General features: G+C 42.7%; 18 protein-coding genes and 2 pseudogenes. 2 read left to right on the top strand and 18 right to left on the bottom strand.

All coding sequences use genetic code 11. The features are described 5' to 3' along the window. Positions 1 to 72: 72 nt before the first annotated feature. Together azu and SU60_RS02115 are read right to left on the bottom strand one after the other, a co-directional pair. Positions 73 to 525, bottom strand: a complete 453-nt coding sequence (azu, locus tag SU60_RS02120) for an azurin (RefSeq protein WP_041154088.1) — start codon at positions 523 to 525, stop codon at positions 73 to 75. A 239-nt stretch (positions 526 to 764) separates the two neighbouring features. Continuing rightward, the gene (locus SU60_RS02115) at positions 765 to 1,415 is read right to left on the bottom strand and encodes an HAD family hydrolase (protein ID WP_041154124.1); all 651 of its coding nucleotides are present in this window, start codon (positions 1,413 to 1,415) and stop codon (positions 765 to 767) included. Between the two features lie 141 nt (positions 1,416 to 1,556). Between SU60_RS02115 and SU60_RS02110 the strand changes: the two genes are divergently transcribed. Next, positions 1,557 to 2,435 carry an NAD(P)-dependent oxidoreductase gene (locus SU60_RS02110; RefSeq protein WP_041154087.1) on the top strand — a complete coding sequence of 293 codons (879 nt, stop codon included), beginning with the start codon at positions 1,557 to 1,559 and terminating at the stop codon, positions 2,433 to 2,435. Here SU60_RS02110 and SU60_RS22545 read toward each other — a convergent pair. The 16 genes and pseudogenes from SU60_RS22545 to malK form a co-directional block, all read right to left on the bottom strand. Continuing rightward, entirely contained in the window at positions 2,429 to 2,551 is a 123-nt protein-coding gene (locus tag SU60_RS22545; RefSeq protein WP_280806685.1) for a hypothetical protein, read from the bottom strand. The genes SU60_RS02110 and SU60_RS22545 overlap by 7 nt on opposite strands. A gap of 158 nt (positions 2,552 to 2,709) precedes the next feature. Beyond that, positions 2,710 to 3,327 carry a glutathione S-transferase family protein gene (locus SU60_RS02105; RefSeq protein ID WP_041154086.1) on the bottom strand — a complete coding sequence of 206 codons (618 nt, stop codon included), beginning with the start codon at positions 3,325 to 3,327 and terminating at the stop codon, positions 2,710 to 2,712. 17 nt (positions 3,328 to 3,344) lie between these two features. Further along, positions 3,345 to 4,379: an NADP-dependent oxidoreductase gene (locus SU60_RS02100; RefSeq protein WP_041154085.1), complete on the bottom strand. Its 1,035-nt coding sequence runs from the start codon at positions 4,377 to 4,379 to the stop codon at positions 3,345 to 3,347. 134 nt (positions 4,380 to 4,513) lie between these two features. Then, positions 4,514 to 5,107 (bottom strand): TetR/AcrR family transcriptional regulator, encoded by a 594-nt coding sequence (locus SU60_RS02095; RefSeq protein WP_041154084.1) that lies wholly within the window; start codon positions 5,105 to 5,107, stop codon positions 4,514 to 4,516. 36 nt (positions 5,108 to 5,143) lie between these two features. Then, positions 5,144 to 5,467, bottom strand: a complete 324-nt coding sequence (gene yqfB / locus SU60_RS02090; RefSeq protein WP_041154083.1) for a N(4)-acetylcytidine aminohydrolase — start codon at positions 5,465 to 5,467, stop codon at positions 5,144 to 5,146. A 100-nt stretch (positions 5,468 to 5,567) separates the two neighbouring features. Continuing rightward, positions 5,568 to 5,954 carry a VanZ family protein gene (locus SU60_RS02085; RefSeq protein WP_041154082.1) on the bottom strand — a complete coding sequence of 129 codons (387 nt, stop codon included), beginning with the start codon at positions 5,952 to 5,954 and terminating at the stop codon, positions 5,568 to 5,570. 3 nt (positions 5,955 to 5,957) lie between these two features. Beyond that, positions 5,958 to 7,265, bottom strand: a complete 1,308-nt coding sequence (locus tag SU60_RS02080) for an oligosaccharide flippase family protein (RefSeq protein WP_041154081.1) — start codon at positions 7,263 to 7,265, stop codon at positions 5,958 to 5,960. A 9-nt stretch (positions 7,266 to 7,274) separates the two neighbouring features. Beyond that, the gene (locus SU60_RS02075) at positions 7,275 to 8,309 is read right to left on the bottom strand and encodes a glycosyltransferase (RefSeq protein ID WP_041154080.1); all 1,035 of its coding nucleotides are present in this window, start codon (positions 8,307 to 8,309) and stop codon (positions 7,275 to 7,277) included. Further along, positions 8,306 to 9,168: pseudogene (locus tag SU60_RS02070) on the bottom strand (putative capsular polysaccharide synthesis family protein). The gene SU60_RS02075 and the pseudogene SU60_RS02070 overlap by 4 nt, the downstream one beginning before the upstream one ends. Before the next feature lie 46 nt (positions 9,169 to 9,214). Further along, positions 9,215 to 10,426: an O-antigen ligase family protein gene (locus SU60_RS02065; protein WP_052481461.1), complete on the bottom strand. Its 1,212-nt coding sequence runs from the start codon at positions 10,424 to 10,426 to the stop codon at positions 9,215 to 9,217. Then, entirely contained in the window at positions 10,404 to 11,450 is a 1,047-nt protein-coding gene (locus SU60_RS02060; protein WP_041154079.1) for a glycosyltransferase, read from the bottom strand. The genes SU60_RS02065 and SU60_RS02060 overlap by 23 nt, the downstream gene beginning before the upstream one ends. A 106-nt stretch (positions 11,451 to 11,556) precedes the next feature. Next, positions 11,557 to 13,737 (bottom strand): GumC family protein, encoded by a 2,181-nt coding sequence (locus SU60_RS02055; RefSeq protein WP_041154078.1) that lies wholly within the window; start codon positions 13,735 to 13,737, stop codon positions 11,557 to 11,559. A gap of 15 nt (positions 13,738 to 13,752) precedes the next feature. Continuing rightward, positions 13,753 to 14,286 (bottom strand): polysaccharide biosynthesis/export family protein, encoded by a 534-nt coding sequence (locus SU60_RS02050; protein ID WP_041154077.1) that lies wholly within the window; start codon positions 14,284 to 14,286, stop codon positions 13,753 to 13,755. 12 nt (positions 14,287 to 14,298) lie between these two features. After that, positions 14,299 to 15,531: an outer membrane beta-barrel protein gene (locus tag SU60_RS02045; protein WP_041154076.1), complete on the bottom strand. Its 1,233-nt coding sequence runs from the start codon at positions 15,529 to 15,531 to the stop codon at positions 14,299 to 14,301. Between the two features lie 10 nt (positions 15,532 to 15,541). Continuing rightward, a complete protein-coding gene (locus SU60_RS02040; protein ID WP_041154075.1) occupies positions 15,542 to 16,942 on the bottom strand; it encodes an undecaprenyl-phosphate glucose phosphotransferase in 1,401 nt (466 codons plus the stop codon). A gap of 409 nt (positions 16,943 to 17,351) precedes the next feature. Further along, positions 17,352 to 18,468, bottom strand: a pseudogene (malK, locus tag SU60_RS02035) (maltose/maltodextrin ABC transporter ATP-binding protein MalK). A 701-nt stretch (positions 18,469 to 19,169) separates the two neighbouring features. On the opposite strand from malK, the gene malE reads away from it, so the two are divergent. Beyond that, positions 19,170 to 20,348, top strand: a complete 1,179-nt coding sequence (gene malE, locus SU60_RS02030; protein ID WP_041154074.1) for a maltose/maltodextrin ABC transporter substrate-binding protein MalE — start codon at positions 19,170 to 19,172, stop codon at positions 20,346 to 20,348. Positions 20,349 to 20,358 lie beyond the last annotated feature (10 nt).

Raw genomic sequence — 20,358 nt, 5'->3', positions numbered from 1 at the left:
ATCATCGTTTTTACCAATAGAATTTGTTATCGGGATAAAAGCGAATTCAAACTTATACGTAAAGTCAAACTACTACTTAAATTCAAATTTGCCTTGCATGACCGCCCAATGACCAGGGAAAGAACAGAAGAAAGAGTAATCACCACCAGCCGTCATTTTTTCTGTGCTAAATGTGATGCTTGTGCTTTCACCGCCGCCAATCACTTTAGTATGTGCATAGACGCGGTCATCACCTGGCTTGACGTAGCTATTATCTGCACCAGCAGCCATACCGTCTGTACCGACTGCTTGGATGTTAGCGGTGTCGGCAATCACCACGTTATGTCCCATCGATTGCGCAGGCATTTTCCCAGTATGGTTTAGTGTGAGTGTGACTTCGCTACATGAGGCTGGAACACTGAGTGTTTTGGTTGAAAACTGCATCATATCGTTCGCGTCTAATGAAACTTCACACTCGGCACTGGCTTGCGCACCGAAGCTAAGTCCGGCAAGTGCAATGGTCGCGGCTACTAAACGTAAAGACATATCACTTTCTCCATTTTATGTGTTGAGCTAATTAGTTTATTGAACTTAATATCTTGAAATCGCTTGGTTATAAATCTTATTATCAACCCACAGCTTGAGTAAAAATGTGCGTTGACCGTTAGGTTGACACTTTTTTACTCACTTATACTGCTCGACTGCAGGGATTGATCACATAAAAAACCACTCGACAACAACACGGTCTTTACTTTCAAACGCCAACGCCTAGTATGCCTTTCCCTTCAATTTGAATGTTCGAGTTGTCTCAACACATCGTGCAATGATGGCACAATGACATGGCCAAGTTGACGTATTTCATCACACGGCGCCACAAGGTCGGGGATTTGATAGGTTGCCATATTTGCCGATACTGCCGCGCGAACGCCATTGTTAGAGTCTTCGAAAGCTAAACATTTCGTTGGTTCAACATTTAAGCGACGTGCTGCAAGCAAATAGATTTCTGGGTCGGGTTTGCCATTATTTACTTCGCAACCCGTCGTAAGGTTAGCAAAATAATGGTTAATGCCTGCCAGGTTTAACTTGATGGTGGCGACTTCCTTCTCGGTAGAGGTTGCCACTACAACAGGAATATTCTTTGCCTTGAGCCAGTCCAAAAGCTCAATTACCCCAGCTTTAAGCGGAATGGCTTGATGTTTTACAACCGCGTTGTAGCGAATGCGCCATTCTGCATGTAAACGCTCGAAGTCGTTGCCGTATGCTTTGCGGAAAATGGTTTCGATACCTATGGCATTGCGTCCAATGATGGAGAGATAAATATCTTCATAAAACGGCAGTTTCTGTACATCACACGCTTCTTGAAATATACGCATGCAGACACGCTCCGTATCAAGGAGAAGTCCGTCCATATCAAAAATAGCAGCTTGGTAGTTCATCACGTTGTCAGTTTGTTGAATCAGATGATGCATTCTGAAGTTATTTGGGGATAGTGGCAATGGAAAACCTAAAAATCACAAGTAATGATATACGTTCTTTAGTAGCATATTCATTCCGCTCAAAAACAAGGGAAGTAGATGATGTCAAAACAACAAGTAGCGTTTATTGGTTTGGGTGTAATGGGGTACCCAATGGCGGGCTATTTAAGCAAGGCTGGTTATAAGACAAAAGTTTATAATCGTACTAAAGCGAAAGCGGATAAATGGGCGAAGGAGTATGACGGCGTTGCCTGTGAAACGCCTCGTGAAGCTGCTGAAGGTTGTGACTTTGTTTTTATCTGTGTAGGGAACGACGACGATGTTCGTAGTATTGTCTATGGTGAGGATGGTGCACTCGTCGGCCTTAAAGCGGGTGCAGTACTTGTGGATCACACCACAACTTCTGCGGAATTGGCAGTAGAGTTGGCAGAAGCGTGTCAAAAGGTTGGTAATCATTTCATTGATGCTCCAGTATCTGGGGGTCAAGCTGGCGCTGAAAACGGCGTTCTCACTATTATGTGTGGTGGTGAATCCGATGTATTTGAACAAGCTTCTCCAGTTATGAATGCGTATGCAAAGCAGATCACGTTACTCGGTGAAAATGGCCAAGGTCAGCGTTGTAAGATGGTGAACCAAATTTGTATCGGTGGTGTACTACAAGGCTTAAGTGAAGCGATACTGCTTGCACAAAAATCGGGTTTAGATATTGATCAAGTTGTTGAAACGCTGAAGCATGGTGCCGCAGGATCATGGCAGATGGAAAATCGAGCGTCTACGATGGCACAAGACAAATTTGATTTTGGTTTTGCGATCGATTGGATGCGCAAAGATCTTGGTTTCTGTCTGAAGGAAGCCGAGCGAGTTGGGCTTGATCTTCCGTTAACCAAAATGGTCGATGCGCAATACGCTGATCTACAAAGTGATGGCCTGGGCCGTATGGATACGTCCGTACTGATTAAAGCATTGGCGAAGAATCAGTAATAGATAAACAGCTCTTTGGTATCGAATAACTTGTAAAAGTCTAACTTAATCATCATGACATCCTCATTTGGTTTTATGTTCTCATTGCCAGCACTCAATAACGTTGCTTTAGACATAGATTAGTCTGGGAGTACCTGGGAGAAAAGTCGGAAATAGTGATTAAGTTGATAGGTTATGACGATGGCCATTGCAATACGAAGACAAAAGCCCTTTGGTATATGAGATAGACCAAAGGGCCATGCTGATATTGTTGGTATTGAGCGTATTTCGGTTATTAAGCGTATTTCGCTTCTATCTGTTCAGCGTGGACAAATGCAGAATGCGTTGAGAGCTGCTGCCCATAGCGCCCGATGTTTGGGAAATGTGATGTCATGCCAAATTTCTGCACCAACTCTACGATGAATGACATCATGATGTCTGCGCCAGTTAAGCGCTCCTCAACCAAATAGTTTTTGCCTTCCAACATGTGCTCAAAGTAACTGAGTACGCTCATTGCCTCTTTATCCGCATACCCAGATAAGAATTGAGTCGTGGTTGGCTCTTTACTGACGAAGAGTTTGAGTAGCATTGGCAAGATTGCTGAACTTTCAGCGAAGTGCAGCCACTGCAAGTACTGAGTATACGCTTTGGTCCCACGTTTAGGAGAGAGCGAATCTTGAGCATACTTTTCAATCAGGTATTCTGTAATAGCACCTGATTCAATGATAATTTCACCATCGTCTTCCAGTACTGGTGATTTGCCAAGTGGATGAACACTTTTCAACTCTGGTGGCGCGAGAAACGTGACTTCATCACGAACATAAGGGACGATTTCATAGTCTACTTTTAGCTCTTCAAGTAGCCATATAATGCGCTTTGAGCGTGATTGATTGAGATGGTGCAGTTTAATCATGAATCATTCCTTTCTTCTTATAATGGTTGGTTAACCTGAACGACGAGTTTACCGAAGTTTTTGCCTTGCAGTAGACCGATAAACGCGTCCGGTGCACTTTCCAAACCGTCTACTAAATGCTCACGGTATTGGATTTTCCCTTCTGCTAACCATTGGTTCATATCTTGGGCAAACTCATTGTAACGATGTCCATAGTCATCAAAGATGATAAAACCTTGTATCTTGATTCGTTTGGTTAGAATTTTACCCATCAGTAGTGGCAAGTGGTCTGTGCCTTTTGGTAACTCTGTCGAGTTGTATTGAGAAATTAAACCACAAACAGGGACGCGAGCTTTGGTATTCAATAATGGCAGAACCGCATCAAACACTTTTCCACCGACGTTTTCGAAGTAGACGTCAATGCCGTTTTTACACGCTTTTTCTAGCTGTTCGGCAAAATCGTCAGCTTTATGATCAATGCACTCGTCAAAGCCTAACGTATCTTTTGCATATTGGCACTTTTCCTTACCGCCCGCGATACCCACGACACGGCAACCTTTGATTTTAGCGATTTGACCCACGGTGGCACCGACTGGGCCCGTTGCAGAAGCTACAACGACAGTTTCATCAGGTTTTGGTTGGCCTATATCTAGCAAGCCCATGTAGGCGGTAAAACCTGGCATACCAGCCACGCCCAACGCATAAGATGGATTTTGCGGCTCTTTACCTAGCTTAATTACCATTTCACCTGTTGAAATCGCGTAATCTTGCCAGCCTACGGTGTAAGCAAGTACCCATTCTCCTGCTTCGTAATCTGGATGATTAGAGCTTTCAACCTGACATACCGTGCCTGCAACCATTACGTCATCTATGGCTACCGGTTCAGCATAAGACTCGGCATCGCTCATGCGGCCACGCATGTAAGGATCGAGTGATAAGTAAACCGTTCTTAAAAGCATCTCTCCTTCTTTTGGTGTGGGTTTGGTGACCTCTTCTAGGCGAAAGTTATCGACAGTTGGGGCACCGTGTGGACGAGATGCAAGTACAATCCTGCGGTTAGTAGCGTTAGTCATGTTTACCTCACTGTTAATTAGACCGGTCGTCTAATGTTGGTTGCAAAATATCCCGCTCTGAAGCGGGTATTTATATGCCACCAAAGATGAGCGTTTTACTCATTCATTTGAAGGGCTTGCGGTGTTTGTTTTAGCTACGTGCGAGTATTCTGCAGTAGATGCTGAGTAAAATGTAGGCTCTGCGTTAGTGTTGCCTGATCTTGGTACAATTTATTCAGTAAACTTGCACCATTCCAAAGATAGTATAGCTGTCTAGCCAGTAAGATACTGTCACCATTTGCAATCGAACCATCTTCAATGCCGACATCAATACATTTTGCTATCGCTTGAATCGTTTTCTCTGCACCATCACGAAGTGCAAGACGCATTGGCTCTGATAGGTCTGAGACTTCAGCACTGAGTTTAACTAATAAGCACTTACTCGCGTTACATACGTTGTTCTCTACTTTTACCAGTTCTTCAAAATAGCTCATCAGGCGTTGATAGCCATTGAGATCTTTATCTGTAAATCGTTCATTCAATTTAGCAAAGTACTTGTCAAAGTAGGCTTGAATTAATGCCTCGCCAAACTGCTCTTTGGATTTGAAATAGTGATAAAACGAGCCTTTGGGTACGGCGGCTGTTTTTAGGAGCTCTGAAAGTCCCACACTAGTAAACCCTCGGTTTACGATAAGATCGTATCCGACGGTAAGAATATGTTGGCGGGTGTCATTAGTTTTCGTATTCATAGGGGTACTATAAGATCAAATAGACCAGTCGTCTAGTTATTTTCGGACAAGTTTATATTCGATAACAAACAGAGAGTCTGTGTTTGGATAAATATCTTTAATCAACTGTTTTAATTGTGGTAGTTCCATAGCCTCTTGCTCGGCATGAAACTGATTGATTTCATTAAACTTTAATGGAGAAACCGCAAGAATTTCGATATCGCAAACTTTACGGTCTGTTTCTAGCGTGAACACTTCGACCTTTGAATGTGGGACATAATGACTTTCCGATTCGTCTCTGATCGTTATGGTCTTTTTTCCCGATGTGATCAGGGGAGTGAGAAATTCAAAAAACGTAATTTTGGTTGGATGAGGTGACATAATGGTTCTTTCTTTGATTGTATACTCAAGCCTTTTTAAGTTACTTAAGTACATCATAAAAATCTGAAGTACCTATTATGCCACCCTTATCGATGTGAAATCACTCTCTAAGTTTTAGAATGCATTTCGCCATAAAGTAACCGATAAGAATACCAGTCCAGTTGGTGCTTAAATCTGAAAAACTAAACGTACGATTAGCGATGAAAAGCTGGCTAAGCTCGTCAGATGAAACGGCCAGTAGTAGACAAAGAAGTAGCCGGATCCCAAAGGTGTCCCGTTTTGTCGCAATTGCCAGTTTCGGAAAAGTAAAGACAGCGAGGTAGCCAATAAGAAGGCTGAACGTAAAGTGCAAGGTAGAAGAGCCCCCTACGTAGTTTTCCATACTGATGTAAGTCGCATGGTTTACATCTGAACTTTTCCATAATGAGAGGCTGACCGTGAGTAGTAATACGAAAGCAAAACTCACGCGTAAAATCATTGAAGACATAAATTAACCGACCGGAAAAAAACCTAAATAGCGTTTAACAAAATAAAGTGCGGCTAGGTTTTGAATCGCCATGCCGATGGCAATAGCCCAAGCCGCACCAAGTACTCCAAACAATTGACAGAGTATGATCAAAAGGCTGATTGAGATAATCCCAGACACGATAGTGATGTACTTCATGACTTTTTCGTGTCCACTCATTAAGAGTAGAAAGCCGACAGAGCCAGTCGCCACATTGACCAGTTGCCCAAGTGAAAGAGCGACTAGCAGCGGTGCGGCGGCGATGAATTCCTGACCAAAAAACTGCATAACAAATTCGGGAAATAGCGTACAAACCAAAACAGGAATAAGCGCTAAACCAATATTTGCACGACAGGCGAGACGGCTTAAATTACGTAGCTTTATCATGGCCCCTTCTTTATAGAGCGAAGCGAACATTGGCGCGACAATAAAATTGATTGTGATAAGAACGAAGCCGATCAATAGCGATGTTCTTTGAGCCGCAGCGAGGAGACCAAGATCCGATGTAGAGATGAAGAACCCTGCGATAACTAGGCTACCCCATTGCAGAAAATTACTGAATACACTTCCGATCCAGACTTGTTTTGCCGACGCCGTCATGTTCTTGTTTGATGTCTTATCTGGCTGTTCGTACTGGCCCGATTTTATCCAGTTAAAAGTCGACACTGCAGCAACAATCACACTTGCTAATAAGAGGGCGATGATCAGAGAGTGGATATTTTGCTTGTTGACGACATCCAATACAGCAACAAAAAAGAACATCAACATACTCACGCCCAACTGTAAGGCAAACAAGGATGACACTACGTTTTTACTGGCTTGCAACACACGACTGTTTGTTTGACCCAATACCAAAAAGGGCACACAGAATAACGCGAGAATGAAAGCGGCAAGCGGTGTATTGGTTTGATTTAATTGTTCAGGAAACAAATAGGCGCCACTGGCTAACACCATGATTGCTACGGCACAAAAAAGCAAACTCCTTGATAGCGCAATTTTATAGTTGTTGCTCTGTTGTTTGGTATTTTGCTCATTGAAAGCGATAGCGTTATATCTGACTAAACTAACATCGAATCCGAGTTGAGAAACGATAGCCATCAGCGAAACAAGGTTAAATAAAAAGAAAAACTGACCAGATATTGTGGTGTCGGTCGTCCGGGACACAATCAGCGTGAGTAGAAATGCGAACATTGCGCTGAATATTCTTGTCACAGCCGTTTTTAAGCCTACGGAGAATAGGCTTTTTTTGTTACTCGACATGAACAATATTTTTTGCTGAATAGTTTGAAGCATAGGTTCTCTCTAACCGTATATATTGATCAAAGCGAGGCATTGTTTTTCTTCGCTAAACGTTTCGTTCAATTCGGTCATGTACTGCTGGAAATCGATTTCTTGATAGTGATTAACGCAGTGTGTGATGTGTTTTGCCATATCCTCTGGAGTCGGTGCTAAAAATGGGTAGTTCAGATCTTTGGTGGCTCCAATAGTTCGAATGACCATTGGAAGATTCAATTTGGCCGCCTCAAGAATGGTCAAAGGCATGCCTTCCCATGCTGCGGTATGGAGGTAAAGATCAGACGCTTTTAATTTTGTGACTACTTCATCACGGGGCAGCATACCAGTAACATTGACTCCCGCTTCGCGCAAAGATTGTTCGAGTTCGTTATTTCCACCGCCGATCCAAGTGACTTCTATATTGCGCTCTAATGCTGCCGTGTCCAGAGATTGCAGTGTGTTTATCAGAAATAGTGGATCTTTCTGTTTTGCTACCCGACCAAGAACAACAATTTTCACAGTATCACTGTTATTACTACGATTACCCCGTTCCTCACCTTCGTAAGAGACATAATTGTTCAGTAATTCGGCTTGCTTTGCACCAATGCTAATGGCCAAATCACACTCACGTTGGCTACAACCCGCGACAATGTCAATTTTGCTTAGCCTGACTTTTTCTAACGTTTTATAAACGGCTCGTGCGAGTGATGAAATATCTTCACGTTCAAACGCGTAGCAGTGTGGTGTATAGATTAAGCGCGCGTTGTTGAGTTTTAAAAAGCGCCCTAAAAACCCGGCTTTACTGGAATGTAAGTGCACGACATCCGGTTGGACTTTTGCAATGGTTTGATTTGCGTCTCTGAGGAATTGCAATAAGCCACCCGTTACCCAGTAAGTGTCTACAAAGCCACTTTGGTTGTTGTCGTTGGTTAAGTCATTTTGACGAGCCCTTGCTAATAAAAAGTGTTGAAACGGTTCTTTCCGCGAGGAATGGGCATAACTGTATAAGGCTGTTTGTACGCCACCACCAAAGGACTCAGTTATGTGTAGTACTTTTTTCATGCTGGCTTATCTCCGGATGCTTGACTCGCAGCTAACTGTGTCCCAGGCGTTTGTTTCCACTTGTTTTTAAAGGCTTCACGTTCTTCTTCAGAGTATACGTGGCGATATAACGGAAGATCGTACATATAAAACAACTTAGAGAAATCGTAGTGTTGTTTAAAATGCTGGTGAATGTTGGAGTACCATTTATTTTTTGCTTCATTACTGTTTTTTAAAACGAAGTCATCTAAGTCAAGGAATTCGCCAATCTCCTTGTTTAGTGAACTCAGCTGTTCACACTTAATAAGAATGACACTCGCTTTCTCATTACTGAAAGTATAAAAAGGTTTTGAGTTGTCGATCTCTTGGCGCATCACATCAATATTAAAGTTACGCTTCAATTCGTTATCAAACCAATTAGCGAAGTAATTGAGGTTAATGTAGTTGTCAAAGCAGTGTTCTAAGTGCTTGTACGTGGCTTCCATATCAAGATGAATTGCATCGTTTTTTTTTCCCTCAATAAACTGAAGGTGTAAGTCTTGGAAAAACGCGAAAATACGGTCGCCACAGGATCTCGAACCAGTGTCACGATTTTAATATTTTCACGTTTTTGCAGGATGCGCTTTCTTTGATTAAGTACCAGTCGGTATATCGCACGATTTTTGAAATCGAAGAACTTACTCACATCTTTTTTATTGTGATACATGTGAAATTCTTCATGATCGTCGAAGGTATGAATGTGGTAACTGGGGATATTACGTGATTCCAATGTGTGCTCAATAGACGAAGAACCCACTTTGCCCATTTGATATACCAAAACAAAATTGTCTGCCTGAAGGCTTCGGTTTTTTTCTAATTGTCGATTAATTGAAAATTTCATTTATCGTTTCCTTGATGATGTTAATACGTTTCACTTTCCGAACGTTTTATTGATTCGTTATTTTATTGTCGGATGAGAAACTAGGCTGTATGTAAGTGTTCTTTATACTCGTCATAACGGGCAACAGTAATATCAGAAGAATAGTGGTGTTCACGGCAACGAAAAACACCATGATCAAAGCGTAGACGGCAAGTAACAGGCTCTTTCTGTTGTCGTTTAGGCTGTGAAAACAAAATCGCATGAACATAAAATAGCCGCCGAACAACAAAGCAATGCCTGTCAGACCAAACTCAATAGCAGTATCTAAAAGAAAATTGTGCGTATAAATTGCGAGTTGATCGTAATTGAAATAATTGATCATGTAACTTGGCAGCATTTTGGCACCAACACCTAATATTGGATTTTGCATTAGAATGTCCAATCCGTTCGCTAGGAGCAGTTTCCGATGTAAGTTAGAGACCCATCGAGCTTCGCTTTGATTCGCAAAAATGATGTCTTCTTGGGTTATCTCTAATGTGTCGGCCAGTTCGTCAAAGCCGACATAAAGTGTGGTTGATACCGCAGCGAAAACCACTAAAGACAGTGCGAGCAGTATTGTCCACGTGTATGTTTCATTTAGTGTTTTCCTCACGAGGTTCTTGAGGTATAGCTGGTCAAATAAGAACAGTAAACAAAACCCTAGCAGCGCTTTACGTTCTTGCGATAACAGTAAAAAAACGATAGCAATAACCATGAGTACAGGAAAGGCACGGATCTTATCTCGATACAGATAAAGCAACGAGCAGAGTAAACCAAATGCGTATTTGCTGACTCCCAAAAGCTTAAAGCCACTTTGGTAGCCTTGAGCAAAGTGCCACATTGCGACCAGAGTACAGGTTATAAACAGTAAGTAAGCAAAATAGACCATAACGCGGTCATCATCGAATGCGCCGTAAGCGTAGAGCACCCCGAGTAAGCTTAATATTGCTAGCCATTGAATCGTTTCGGTGATGAGTGGCATGACTGGCACACTATTAAGCATGCCGTTTAAGAAAATATAGCCACAGTAAAGGAGTAAAAAACCGATACAAGGATGGAACAGTCTGTGGGTTTTGCCTTCTAGTACGATTAGGGCGCTCAGACCCAGCGATAAAAGACTCGCGATATCACTGGGTGCTAGGTTTATACCTCCGGCATTGATTTTTATTGGCACAAAGAATAACGCCAACGCCATCGCCGCAATGACAGAAACACGATTACTTGCTGGCATACAGTTCATCATAAGCTTTGTAATAACTTTCTCTGAATTGCTCCAGAGTAAACGAGTGGCAACGTTCTACAAAATAGCTGGTGGCCAATTCATAATGGGCGGCATCACCACAAATCAGCTCGATCTTATTGGCAAGTTGTTTCTCGTTACCAAGTTCAAATAGGTAGGTGTCATTCCCAATCACTTCATCCAGTCCGGGTACATTTGAACCGAAAACGGGTAGTCCTTCCGCCATCGCTTCGACCGCCGCAAGACCGAACCCTTCAATGATAGAAGACTGAACATACACATCTAACTTTGATAAGAAGGTAGGCACATCAGAAATAACACCATGCCAATGTACGCGATGATCACATTGTAATTGTACGGCTAACGCCTGAAGTTCTTCTTTTTTGTCGCCATCACCTGCTAGATGTAGGTGATACTTCTCTGGCAAATTAGCGATGGCGCGTATTAGAGTAGGGTGGTCTTTATAGCCATGTAGTCGACCTGCCATACCAATATTGATCGGTCCGTCTTGTTGTACTTGGCTGTACGATTTCGCTTCTCTAGAAAAGCGTTTTAGATCAACGCCATTATAAATTACATCGTAGCGATCTTTATAGCGTGGTAAAAACTTAACCAGCTCCTCCTTAACTTTATTCGTTATGCATATTGTTCTCTCATGTCTTTGATACATGAGGTATTCCATAAACTTAAAAGCAGGGTAATCTCTACGTCGGTTGGTCGTATTGTGTTCTGTTTGTACGCGCTTTTTGCCAATGGCTAACAAAGCTACATAGATAGAAGGGAATAAATGGCTATGAATTAAATCAGGCCAACGTAATATATTCCACTTCTCTTTTAGAGATAATGAAGACCAGTAGTAACAGCTGACGCCGTTTTCCTTTAATACACCTTCGAAGTCATTGTCATTATGAAGAACCAGTATTTTCACTTCGTAGTGTGGTTTATGTTTAACAACAAGGTCTACGAGAAAGCGCTGAGCTCCCCCATTATTAGATAAGTCGTTAATGATATGCAGTATTTTCATTTCTCTACCAAGCTTTTATTTTTGGGCTTACTTTATCCATTTGATAAATCAATACGGGCGTCTAAAATTTTTAACCTTTGATCTTTCAGTACCAGACGCCCCGTTATTAATACGCGTACTTTTGTACGTAAGCCGTCTCTTCTGATTTGGCTTTTGTCTGTGTAAGCAGGACGCCAAGTGAAGGTATTGAGTGCTGCAACTGTCTAGACAATGCGATATTTACCAGTGACGCTTTTGTTGACTCAGAGCGGATAACCGTAATAAGTCCGTTTGCATAAGTGCCAAGAATTAACGCATCACTCACTGATAAAAGCGGTGGTGTATCGATAATGATCCGGTCGTACTTGCTCTGAAGGTAGTCCATCAACTTATTAAAACGTTCAGACGATAATAACTCTTGCGGGTTTGGTGGAATAAGCCCAGCTGGTAACACATCAAGGTTTGCATCATCGATTCTGACGATGCAATCTTTAATTGCCGTATCCATGCTCAATATGTTGGTCAGTCCAGGGTTAGATTCAGGAATACCGAATCGTTTGGCTAAAGCTGGTCGACGCAAGTCACAATCGACAATCAGTACTTTTTCCATCGTAGAGAAGGATGCCGCAATATTAATGCTTGTCGACGTTTTGCCTTCTTTTGGTATTGCTGAAGTGAAAGGTAATACCTTCTGCTTCGAGTTTGTCAATCGCAATAGCAATGAGGTTCGAACAGAGCGGCAGGCTTCACTGAATACTTTTTCTTCGTTGTCTAAGTAGGCAGTGTAGGTAAGACCATTTGTTTTTAACGCACGCTTCTTAACGGTAGGAATCAAACCTAAGCAAGATACGCCTAGTTTATCTTCGACATCGGAAGCATTTCTAATTACTTCGCGCATGGTTTCCAGAATGATCACTAGTGCACAAGCAAGCGCAAAGCCGAAGAAGGTCGCGATAAGCACCAGTTTCATGCGTTGAGGTGCAACGGGAAACAGAGGTATGATCGCTTTGTCGGTAAAGCGTGCCGTTACGTTTTTGTAGTCACTGGTTGCGTTGGTCTCTTTTTCGCGGTTTAGGAATGCCTCGTAAAGTTCTTTGTTTGACTCGACTTCACGCTTTAACTGTTCAAAACGCGCTTTTTGAGAGCCCAGTGACTGAAACTCGGATTTTTTGCGCTCTAATTCTGCGCGTAACATGTCTTCTTGAGCTTTGGCGGAAAGCAGGTCTTGTTGCTTACTATTAGAGATTTCTCGAATCAGCTGTTGGGTGCGACGCTGAATGGATTCCAACTGTGCTTTCGCCTGGACCATGCGATCGTGTTTAGGACCGTACCGCTGCGACAGCTCAGATAAATTCTTCTCCGCTTGTGCTTCAGAAAGTTTTAGATCGCGAATCTGAGCTTGGTTGGCAAATTCATCAATAGACAGAAGGCTATCCAAGCTTTGTGATGACTTACGCTTCAACAGTTGAATTAGAGATTGAGCTTCAATACGGCTATTGACGGCAGTATTCAACTTACGGTTGAGTTCTTCCAACTCATTGGCGTAGATATCATCGATACCGTTGATATCAATAAGATCTTCTTGGCGTAAGAAATCTTGAAGGGCTCGTTCAGAGTCTTTTAAGCGCTCTTCAAGTTTCTGAGAGTTGTTTGTCAACCAAGTTGCGGCATTTTGCGTCACGACCAGTTTCGCTTCAAAGTTGGCATCAATGTAGGCTTGACCAACGGCGTTGGCGATTTTCGTCGCTAACTTAGGATCGACAGAACTAAATTTAATTCTCACCATTTGTGTGTTGCGTACGGGTTCTATCGTCAGTTTTTGTTTAAACGTATGGAGCGTACGATAGTAAGAATCTGAGTACTGAGACGTTTCTTTTGGGTTTGGCGCAACGTTCAACAAATCTTGAACTAAAGGGATGGATTTAATCTCATCAATTTTTTGTTCAAAGCCACCCGTATTAGTGAACTCAGGATATTGAGTTAAGTTTAATTGCTGAATAACTTTATCGGCAATATGGTTTGACTGTAGTATGGCTATCTGAGTCTGAAAGTACTCTTTCTTAGTGGTATCAACGCCATAGACTTCTTCTATCGACAGCGCACTTTTCTGCTCTTCTTGTATCAACAGCGTCGCTGTTGCTTGGTATATGGATGTTTTTGAATAAATATACCAAGTACACGCTAATGAAAAGACAACAGTAAAAGCGAGAATACTTAACCAGTTTTTTTTCAAAGTATTATAGTGATGGCCAAAACGAATCAGTTCTACTCTGTTCATCTGGTTGTTGTTTTGATGAGTTCTGTTCATTTGATTACCTGTCACTTAGAAGAAGCTTTGATCAATAAATACAATATCGCCCGGTTCAACGTTAAGGTGCATGTTGACACCTTCAATGGTTTGACCGGATTTGTGCTTAGTTAGATTAATACTGTTGCGTGAGGCTCTGTCTGTGAGACCACCTGCCAGTGCGATGGCTTTTTCAATAGTTAACCCTGGACGATATTCAAATCCTCCGGGTTTCCGTACTTCTCCGTTGACATAGAACAAGCGAAAAGTATTGATGGTCACCATCACTTTAGGGTTGATGAGGTAATCGCCTTTTAAGCCGGCTTCAATTTCCTCTTTGATTTGCTTAGGTGTTTTTTGGATAGCTTTAATTCGGCCTAAATATGGGTAATCAAAGTATCCATCAGATGTGATCAGTATATTGGAGATGGAGAGGTCTTCTTCACCATAAACTTGCACCGAAATCGTATCACCGGTGTCGAGCAAATAATCTTGTTCATTAGAGTCCGCCGTTGCAACTGTGCTAAACAGCAATAACACCAAGCTTATCAACTTAATTAATGGGTTCATTAGAATTCCTTTTTACAGCGAAAATTGAGCGCTTAAAGTCCAAACATTTTGGTCAAAGCTATAGCCTGAACGCTCAGATGTTTTATCTTGATATTTCCAATCGGCCTGCAATAGTATCCAGCGCCTAATTTGGTAGTCGATGCCAGCGAATAGCGAGTAACGTTCGCTGTCTCTAGATGTGGTTCCTGCCAGCAGCCCGGTATAATCGTCTTCTTGGTACAACGCCCCCAACTGCGTGGATAAATAGCTACTCCAGTCATGCTTTATGTCCAATCGATAGCGAGTTTGTACGTTGTAATCACCATCTTGATCTGGACTGATCGCGGCTTGAGTGGTTTTTACCGTGAAGAGTGTTTGCTCTTGAGGTGACCATTCAAAACCGATATCCCAGCTGAAGCCTTTAAAGGTTTCCCGTTCGTTGCTGTCGAAGTCTTTGATTTGATAGCCTAACCGGGCGATACCCTGCGTTTTGCCCGTGACTTCCCATTGTGCGCCAGTGTAATAAAACCCAGTAGTATTATCTTTGTTCGATAGCGCTGGGTTCTGGTGTTGGTACTCGGTAATTATTTGTCGAGTACCCACTAGCCAATAGGTCTGCGGGGTGGCTCTCAAGTAAAACTCCACGTGCGCTTCTGGGGCTCGAAAGTCGTTGTATTTCGTCTTCGCATTTGGCGCTGAGGTTAGGCCTTCTCGGTAGTTTTGATAAGTTTTATCACGGTAATCCAGCCCGAATTCGAATCGACCTTTTGCCCCCTGTGAGCCAAATATGTAATTGGTTGTCAAATCATTGCTATGGAAGCGAATTGGTGTATCGACAGCGTCCCCATTGCCTTCGGTAATGTCCTCACCCCTGATTTCGTGCTGGGCGCTGAAGCGATAGTCGACAACAAGGCGGTTGCGATGATTAAACTCAAAGAAGTTATTAAATTTAAGCAGGTGATCATCGAAGTCATTTTTATCATCGGATGAGAATCCTGCTTTTAATTTATAAGTTAAACTCGCTTGGTATTGATTGCGTTCAATACGCACTAACAAACTTGGCTCAATACCCCAAATGTTGACCGATTGAGCATCTTCTTCGTCTTTATTCACGTTGTCATCCCCTTCATAAAAGGCTTTGACTTGGGGAATGAGCTCGATACCTGATTCGGTTGTATAGGCCATCGGATCCGCCAATACAACACTCGGCCAAACGACTATGTTTGACCATGCGAACAGAACAATGGCAGAAGTCGTCGTCTTCATGGTATTTGCCTTAATATGCATTTGCACCGGTAAAGCCTTTAAATACAGTGAGGAAGATGATTTTGATGTCCATCCATACTGACCAGTGGTGGATGTAATCCAAATCGAACTCAACGCGTTTTTCCATTTTATCGAGCGTATCGGTTTCGCCTCGGTAACCATTGATTTGTGCCCAACCAGTGATGCCTGGTTTCACTTTGTGACGCAACATGTAACGGTCAACGATTTGTCGGTACTCTTCGTTATGCGCCACCGCATGAGGCCTTGGTCCAACGATAGACATCGTACCTTGTAAGACGTTGATGAACTGTGGTAGTTCGTCCAACGACGTGCGACGTAGGAAACCTCCGAAAGGAGTAATCCGCGGATCGTTTTTGGTTGCTTGTTTTACCGTTGCACCTTGCTCCATCGTTGTCATAGAGCGGAATTTCCATACTGCAATTTTTCGGCCGTCTAAACCATACCGATGCTGTTTGAAAATAACAGGGCCTTTAGATGTCAACTTAATGCCAACAGCAATCGCGAGCAAAATTGGTGAAATCATCAGTAAAATAATGCTCGATAAGATAATGTCTTCTAAGCGTTTTACCCAAGATGAGATGCCAGCAAATGGCGTATCAAATACACTGAGCGTCTGGACATTACCAATTTGATCCCAGCGCGAGTGAAGCAAGTTGTAGGTAAAAAAGTCTGGGATTAAATAGGTATTGGCTGTAGTGTCAGAGAACTGATTTAGCAGCGATGCGATACGCTCGTTTGCGTGTATTGGCATCGCAATATAAACGTAATCAACTTCTCCGTTTCTGGCTCTCTCTAGAGCGGCGTTGACAGAGCCTTGTACGGCATATTCTGACTTTGGAAGTCGGTCAATTGAGCGCTCGTCATAAAACCCATCAAATACGACACCATGCTGGTTGTTTTTCCGGATCTCGTTTGCCAACGTGATACCATGCGGCGTTTGACCAATGATGATCGCTGTTCGAGTATTGAACCCCATTTGTCTTAGGTAAGCCAAAGTTGTTCGAAAGACCACGCGCCATGCTAGAAGTAGTATCGGAGTCACCGTAAACCACAACGCTAAAATATTACGATCAAATAATGGGTATACTTCAGAAAGATAGAGGATCGTAAACAGCAAAGTAGATGTTGCTGGCCAAGAAATACAGACGATAAACAACTGCTCTCGGAAAGAGCTTGTGCGCCAAGAGCGGTATAGATTGCCACTCTCTGCCATTAGAAGAAATGAGATCCCCGCAACGAACGACAATATTACGTAATCTTTGTCCATCGAATTATGCGCATCCCGTAATACAAGGAAGAGCATAAAGGTGACAATGATCGCGAGATCAAGGATGCGATATAAGAATGCGAATTCCGCTTCGTATGAGCGAATCAATCCTTTATGTTTCATTATCTAGTTTCCCTTCAAACATGCCACTGACATTAAAAACCTGAATGTTCAGTAGCCATGTCGTTAACGCTTAAATGTTAGTGAGCTGACACATTCCATTAAATGACTTTGAATTTTTGTAACGATAATTCGATGGTAAGTGTAAAAATTCGCGCTGCTAAGGTAAGTGGAAATAAGAATGAAATTTAGACCTTTGTCTAAGTTTGGCTGTTTAGGAAAAAACTAATACTTGAGGGAAAGGACTGAATAAAAGTACCAAAAACAATAGTTTTATAGAAAGACTATGGTTTATTTTCAATCTGGTCTAATGGGTTTAGTCGCTTTTGATGGGTAATTATTTAGTGTGGAATAAAAAAATCCCCCTTCTAAATTGAGAAGAGGGATTAAGTGAATTAGTGGCGGTGAGAGGTTATTCGGTATCTACACCGTTCTCTTTAAACAGTCGACGACACGCACGACCATCGCTGTGGAACAAATGACAACGATGGGCCGGAATACCAATCTCTAACTTATCACCAATATCGACCGCTAACGTGTCAGGCTGGCGGAAGATGACATCAGCATCGGCACCATCGAGGTTGAGATACACTTGAGTTTCGTTACCGAGTTTTTCGACAATCATGACTTCACCATGAATGCTTGCATCGGCGTCAGAAGCAGAGAGTAGGTGCTCCGGGCGAATACCCAAAGACATACGGTCACCGCGGTTAACGGTTGTGCCATCAACAGGGATCCAGAATGAGACACCGTTTGAAAGTTGTACTTTTACGCGCTCTGATTCAACTTCATCGATGAATACGCTCATAAAGTTCATTTTAGGCGAGCGATAAAGCCAGCCACGAAGCGGTTTTGTGGGTAGTGGTAAAGCTCGAGAGGTTTACGACTTGAGAGACATAACCACCGTCTAGTACGACGATTTTATCCGCCATCGTCATCGCTTCCACCTGATCGTGTGTTACGTAGATCATGGTGCAACCAAGTTGACGTTGGAGTTTAGTAATTTGAGCGCGCATGTTGACACGCAGTGCTGCATCTAGGTTAGACAGAGGTTCGTCTAGTAGGAATACATTGGGTTGTGAAACCAGAGTACGACCAATCGCTACACGTTGGCGTTGTCCACCTGAAAGCGCTTTGGGTTGACGCTCCAGAAGGTGGCCTAGTTGCAGAATTTCTGCCGCGTGCTCAACACGTTTGTCGATTTCTGCTTTGTTTGCCTTTGCCAGTTTCAAACCAAAAGACATGTTGTCATATAAGTTTAAATGTGGATATAAAGCGTAAGATTGAAAGACCATCCCAACCCCACGTTTGGATGGTTCGATATCATTCATGCGCTCGTCACCAATATATAAATCGCCTGAAGTAATGTCTTCAAGTCCGGCAATACAACGCAGAAGGGTCGATTTACCACAACCTGATGGGCCTACGAAAACAACGAATTCACCTTCGTGTATTTCCAGGTCTACGTTTTTAGAAATCAGTACGTCGCCATACGCTTTACAAACATTTTTTAAGGTGACACTCGCCATGTAGCTCGTCCTCGATCAATTTTTATTATTTACCACTCATCATTATATGAATTATGTCGTGAGCAATAACAGTAGGAATTGGTAAGTTTAAGGTGATTGATAAGAAAAGTAGGGTGGCACTTCGACACATGTATCTAGAAAGTGCCACCCACCATAGCCAAGTACGAGTTTCTTTCCCCTACATTACTAGCGCTGTCTCCCCCGTGAAAAATAACAACCACAAACAGCACGCGTAATGACTTCCACTCGTATGGCAATGCAAACCAGCAAGACAAAATGGCTTATTCATTATTTGTCCTGATTAATCGGACCTAACGAATAGGCACTGCTGGAAAAGGGCTCTTACCATCCACTCTTGGATGGATGCAGTTTCTAAGATTGTGTGAATTGGGACATCCTCCAATCGAAATAATTATGGGGGGAGTAGGTGGGGAGGAGTAAAAAAGGACGAGCCAGGGAAGAGTTGGGCGGAAATCACATTCTCGCATTGGTTAAAGGTGAAATTGGTCACAGTAAGTGGCCATTTTGTGATTTGAGTCTCTGGTTGGTGGAGAGGAAGATCACGAAAATACGTCATAATTAGAAGGGCGTAGGGATTAGGAGGATGAGACACTATCGATTATTTTAGATGATATGTGTCGAAATACGGCTGAACCTCAATGGACTAGCCCTACATCAAAAAATATAAAAAGGATACGAACATGAAAAAGTTAAGCGCTGTAGCACTAGGCACTCTTGTTGCTTTGGGATCGTTTGGTGCTCATGCTGCCATCGAAGAAGGACAACTTACTATCTGGATCAACGGCGACAAAGGCTATAACGGTCTTGCGGAAGTTGGTAAGAAGTTCGAAGAAGATACGGGCATTAAAGTCACTGTTGCTCACCCTGACGGCTTACAAGATAGATTCCCTCAAACTGCGGCAACAGGTGATGGCCCTGATATCGTATTCTGGGCTCACGACCGTTTCGGTGGCTATGCAGAAGCAGGCCTTCTAGCAGAAATCAAACCGTCTAAAGACATTCAAGATGGTATTGTTGATTTTGCATGGGATGCGGTTCGTTATGATGGCAAATTGATTGGCTACCCTGTTGCGGTTGAATCTTTATCTCTTATCTACAACAAAGACCTGGTTCCAAACCCACCGAAAACATGGGAAGAAGTCGCGGCGCTAGACAAAGAGCTGAAGAAAGACGGCAAGTCTGCGATCATGTGGAACTTGAAAGAACCGTACTTCACTTGGCCTCTAATGGCAGCTGATGGTGGCTATGCGTTTAAATACACTTCTTCTGGTTACGATGTAAAAGATGCGGGTATTGCAAAACAAGGCGTGAAAGACGCGATGAATTTTGTGAAAGGGCTTGTTGATCAGAAAGTCATTTCTGCCGATATGGATTACTCAGTATCTGAGTCTGCATTTAACCAAGGTACAACAGCAATGACCATCAATGGTCCGTGGTCTTGGGGTAACATCGAGAAATCTGGTGTTAACTATGGTGTAACGACGCTGCCTAAATTCCAAGGTCAATCTTCTAAGCCGTTTGTTGGTGTTCTAACAGCAGGTATCAGTACTGCGTCACCAAACAAAGATCTTGCGGTGGAGTTCCTAGAAAACTATCTACTTACAAATGATGGCCTACGTAAAGTAAACGATGACAAGCCATTAGGTGCGGTTGCACTTAAGTCTTTCCAAAGTGAACTTGACTCTGACGCGCGCATCGCTGCGACAATGGACAATGCGATGAACGGTGAAATTATGCCAAATATTCCACAAATGAATGCATTCTGGGGCGCAGCTAAGAACGCGATAATCAACATTGTTGATGGTCGTCAAGACGTTGATGCTGCTCTGGCAGATGCTGAAAAACAAATGGTTAAATAAATTTAGCAAA

The sequence above is a fragment of the Vibrio mytili genome (assembly GCF_000830505.1).
GTDB lineage: Bacteria > Pseudomonadota > Gammaproteobacteria > Enterobacterales > Vibrionaceae > Vibrio > Vibrio mytili.
Note: the sequence above shows the minus strand (reverse complement) of the source record. Positions and strands in the feature narration are given on the sequence as shown.

Bases quoted from the DNA above. Each gene is read 5' to 3' on its own strand.
- azu (WP_041154088.1), bottom strand. From the start codon at position 525: ATGTCTTTACGTTTAGTAGCCGCGACCATTGCACTTGCCGGACTTAGC.
- SU60_RS02115 (WP_041154124.1), bottom strand. From the start codon at position 1,415: ATGAACTACCAAGCTGCTATTTTTGATATGGACGGACTTCTCCTTGAT.
- SU60_RS02110 (WP_041154087.1), top strand. From the start codon at position 1,557: ATGTCAAAACAACAAGTAGCGTTTATTGGTTTGGGTGTAATGGGGTAC.
- SU60_RS22545 (WP_280806685.1), bottom strand. From the start codon at position 2,551: ATGTCTAAAGCAACGTTATTGAGTGCTGGCAATGAGAACATAAAACCA.
- SU60_RS02105 (WP_041154086.1), bottom strand. From the start codon at position 3,327: ATGATTAAACTGCACCATCTCAATCAATCACGCTCAAAGCGCATTATA.
- SU60_RS02100 (WP_041154085.1), bottom strand. From the start codon at position 4,379: ATGACTAACGCTACTAACCGCAGGATTGTACTTGCATCTCGTCCACAC.
- SU60_RS02095 (WP_041154084.1), bottom strand. From the start codon at position 5,107: ATGAATACGAAAACTAATGACACCCGCCAACATATTCTTACCGTCGGA.
- yqfB (WP_041154083.1), bottom strand. From the start codon at position 5,467: ATGTCACCTCATCCAACCAAAATTACGTTTTTTGAATTTCTCACTCCC.
- SU60_RS02085 (WP_041154082.1), bottom strand. From the start codon at position 5,954: ATGTCTTCAATGATTTTACGCGTGAGTTTTGCTTTCGTATTACTACTC.
- SU60_RS02080 (WP_041154081.1), bottom strand. From the start codon at position 7,265: ATGCTTCAAACTATTCAGCAAAAAATATTGTTCATGTCGAGTAACAAA.
- SU60_RS02075 (WP_041154080.1), bottom strand. From the start codon at position 8,309: ATGAAAAAAGTACTACACATAACTGAGTCCTTTGGTGGTGGCGTACAA.
- SU60_RS02065 (WP_052481461.1), bottom strand. From the start codon at position 10,426: ATGAACTGTATGCCAGCAAGTAATCGTGTTTCTGTCATTGCGGCGATG.
- SU60_RS02060 (WP_041154079.1), bottom strand. From the start codon at position 11,450: ATGAAAATACTGCATATCATTAACGACTTATCTAATAATGGGGGAGCT.
- SU60_RS02055 (WP_041154078.1), bottom strand. From the start codon at position 13,737: ATGAACAGAACTCATCAAAACAACAACCAGATGAACAGAGTAGAACTG.
- SU60_RS02050 (WP_041154077.1), bottom strand. From the start codon at position 14,286: ATGAACCCATTAATTAAGTTGATAAGCTTGGTGTTATTGCTGTTTAGC.
- SU60_RS02045 (WP_041154076.1), bottom strand. From the start codon at position 15,531: ATGAAGACGACGACTTCTGCCATTGTTCTGTTCGCATGGTCAAACATA.
- SU60_RS02040 (WP_041154075.1), bottom strand. From the start codon at position 16,942: ATGAAACATAAAGGATTGATTCGCTCATACGAAGCGGAATTCGCATTC.
- malE (WP_041154074.1), top strand. From the start codon at position 19,170: ATGAAAAAGTTAAGCGCTGTAGCACTAGGCACTCTTGTTGCTTTGGGA.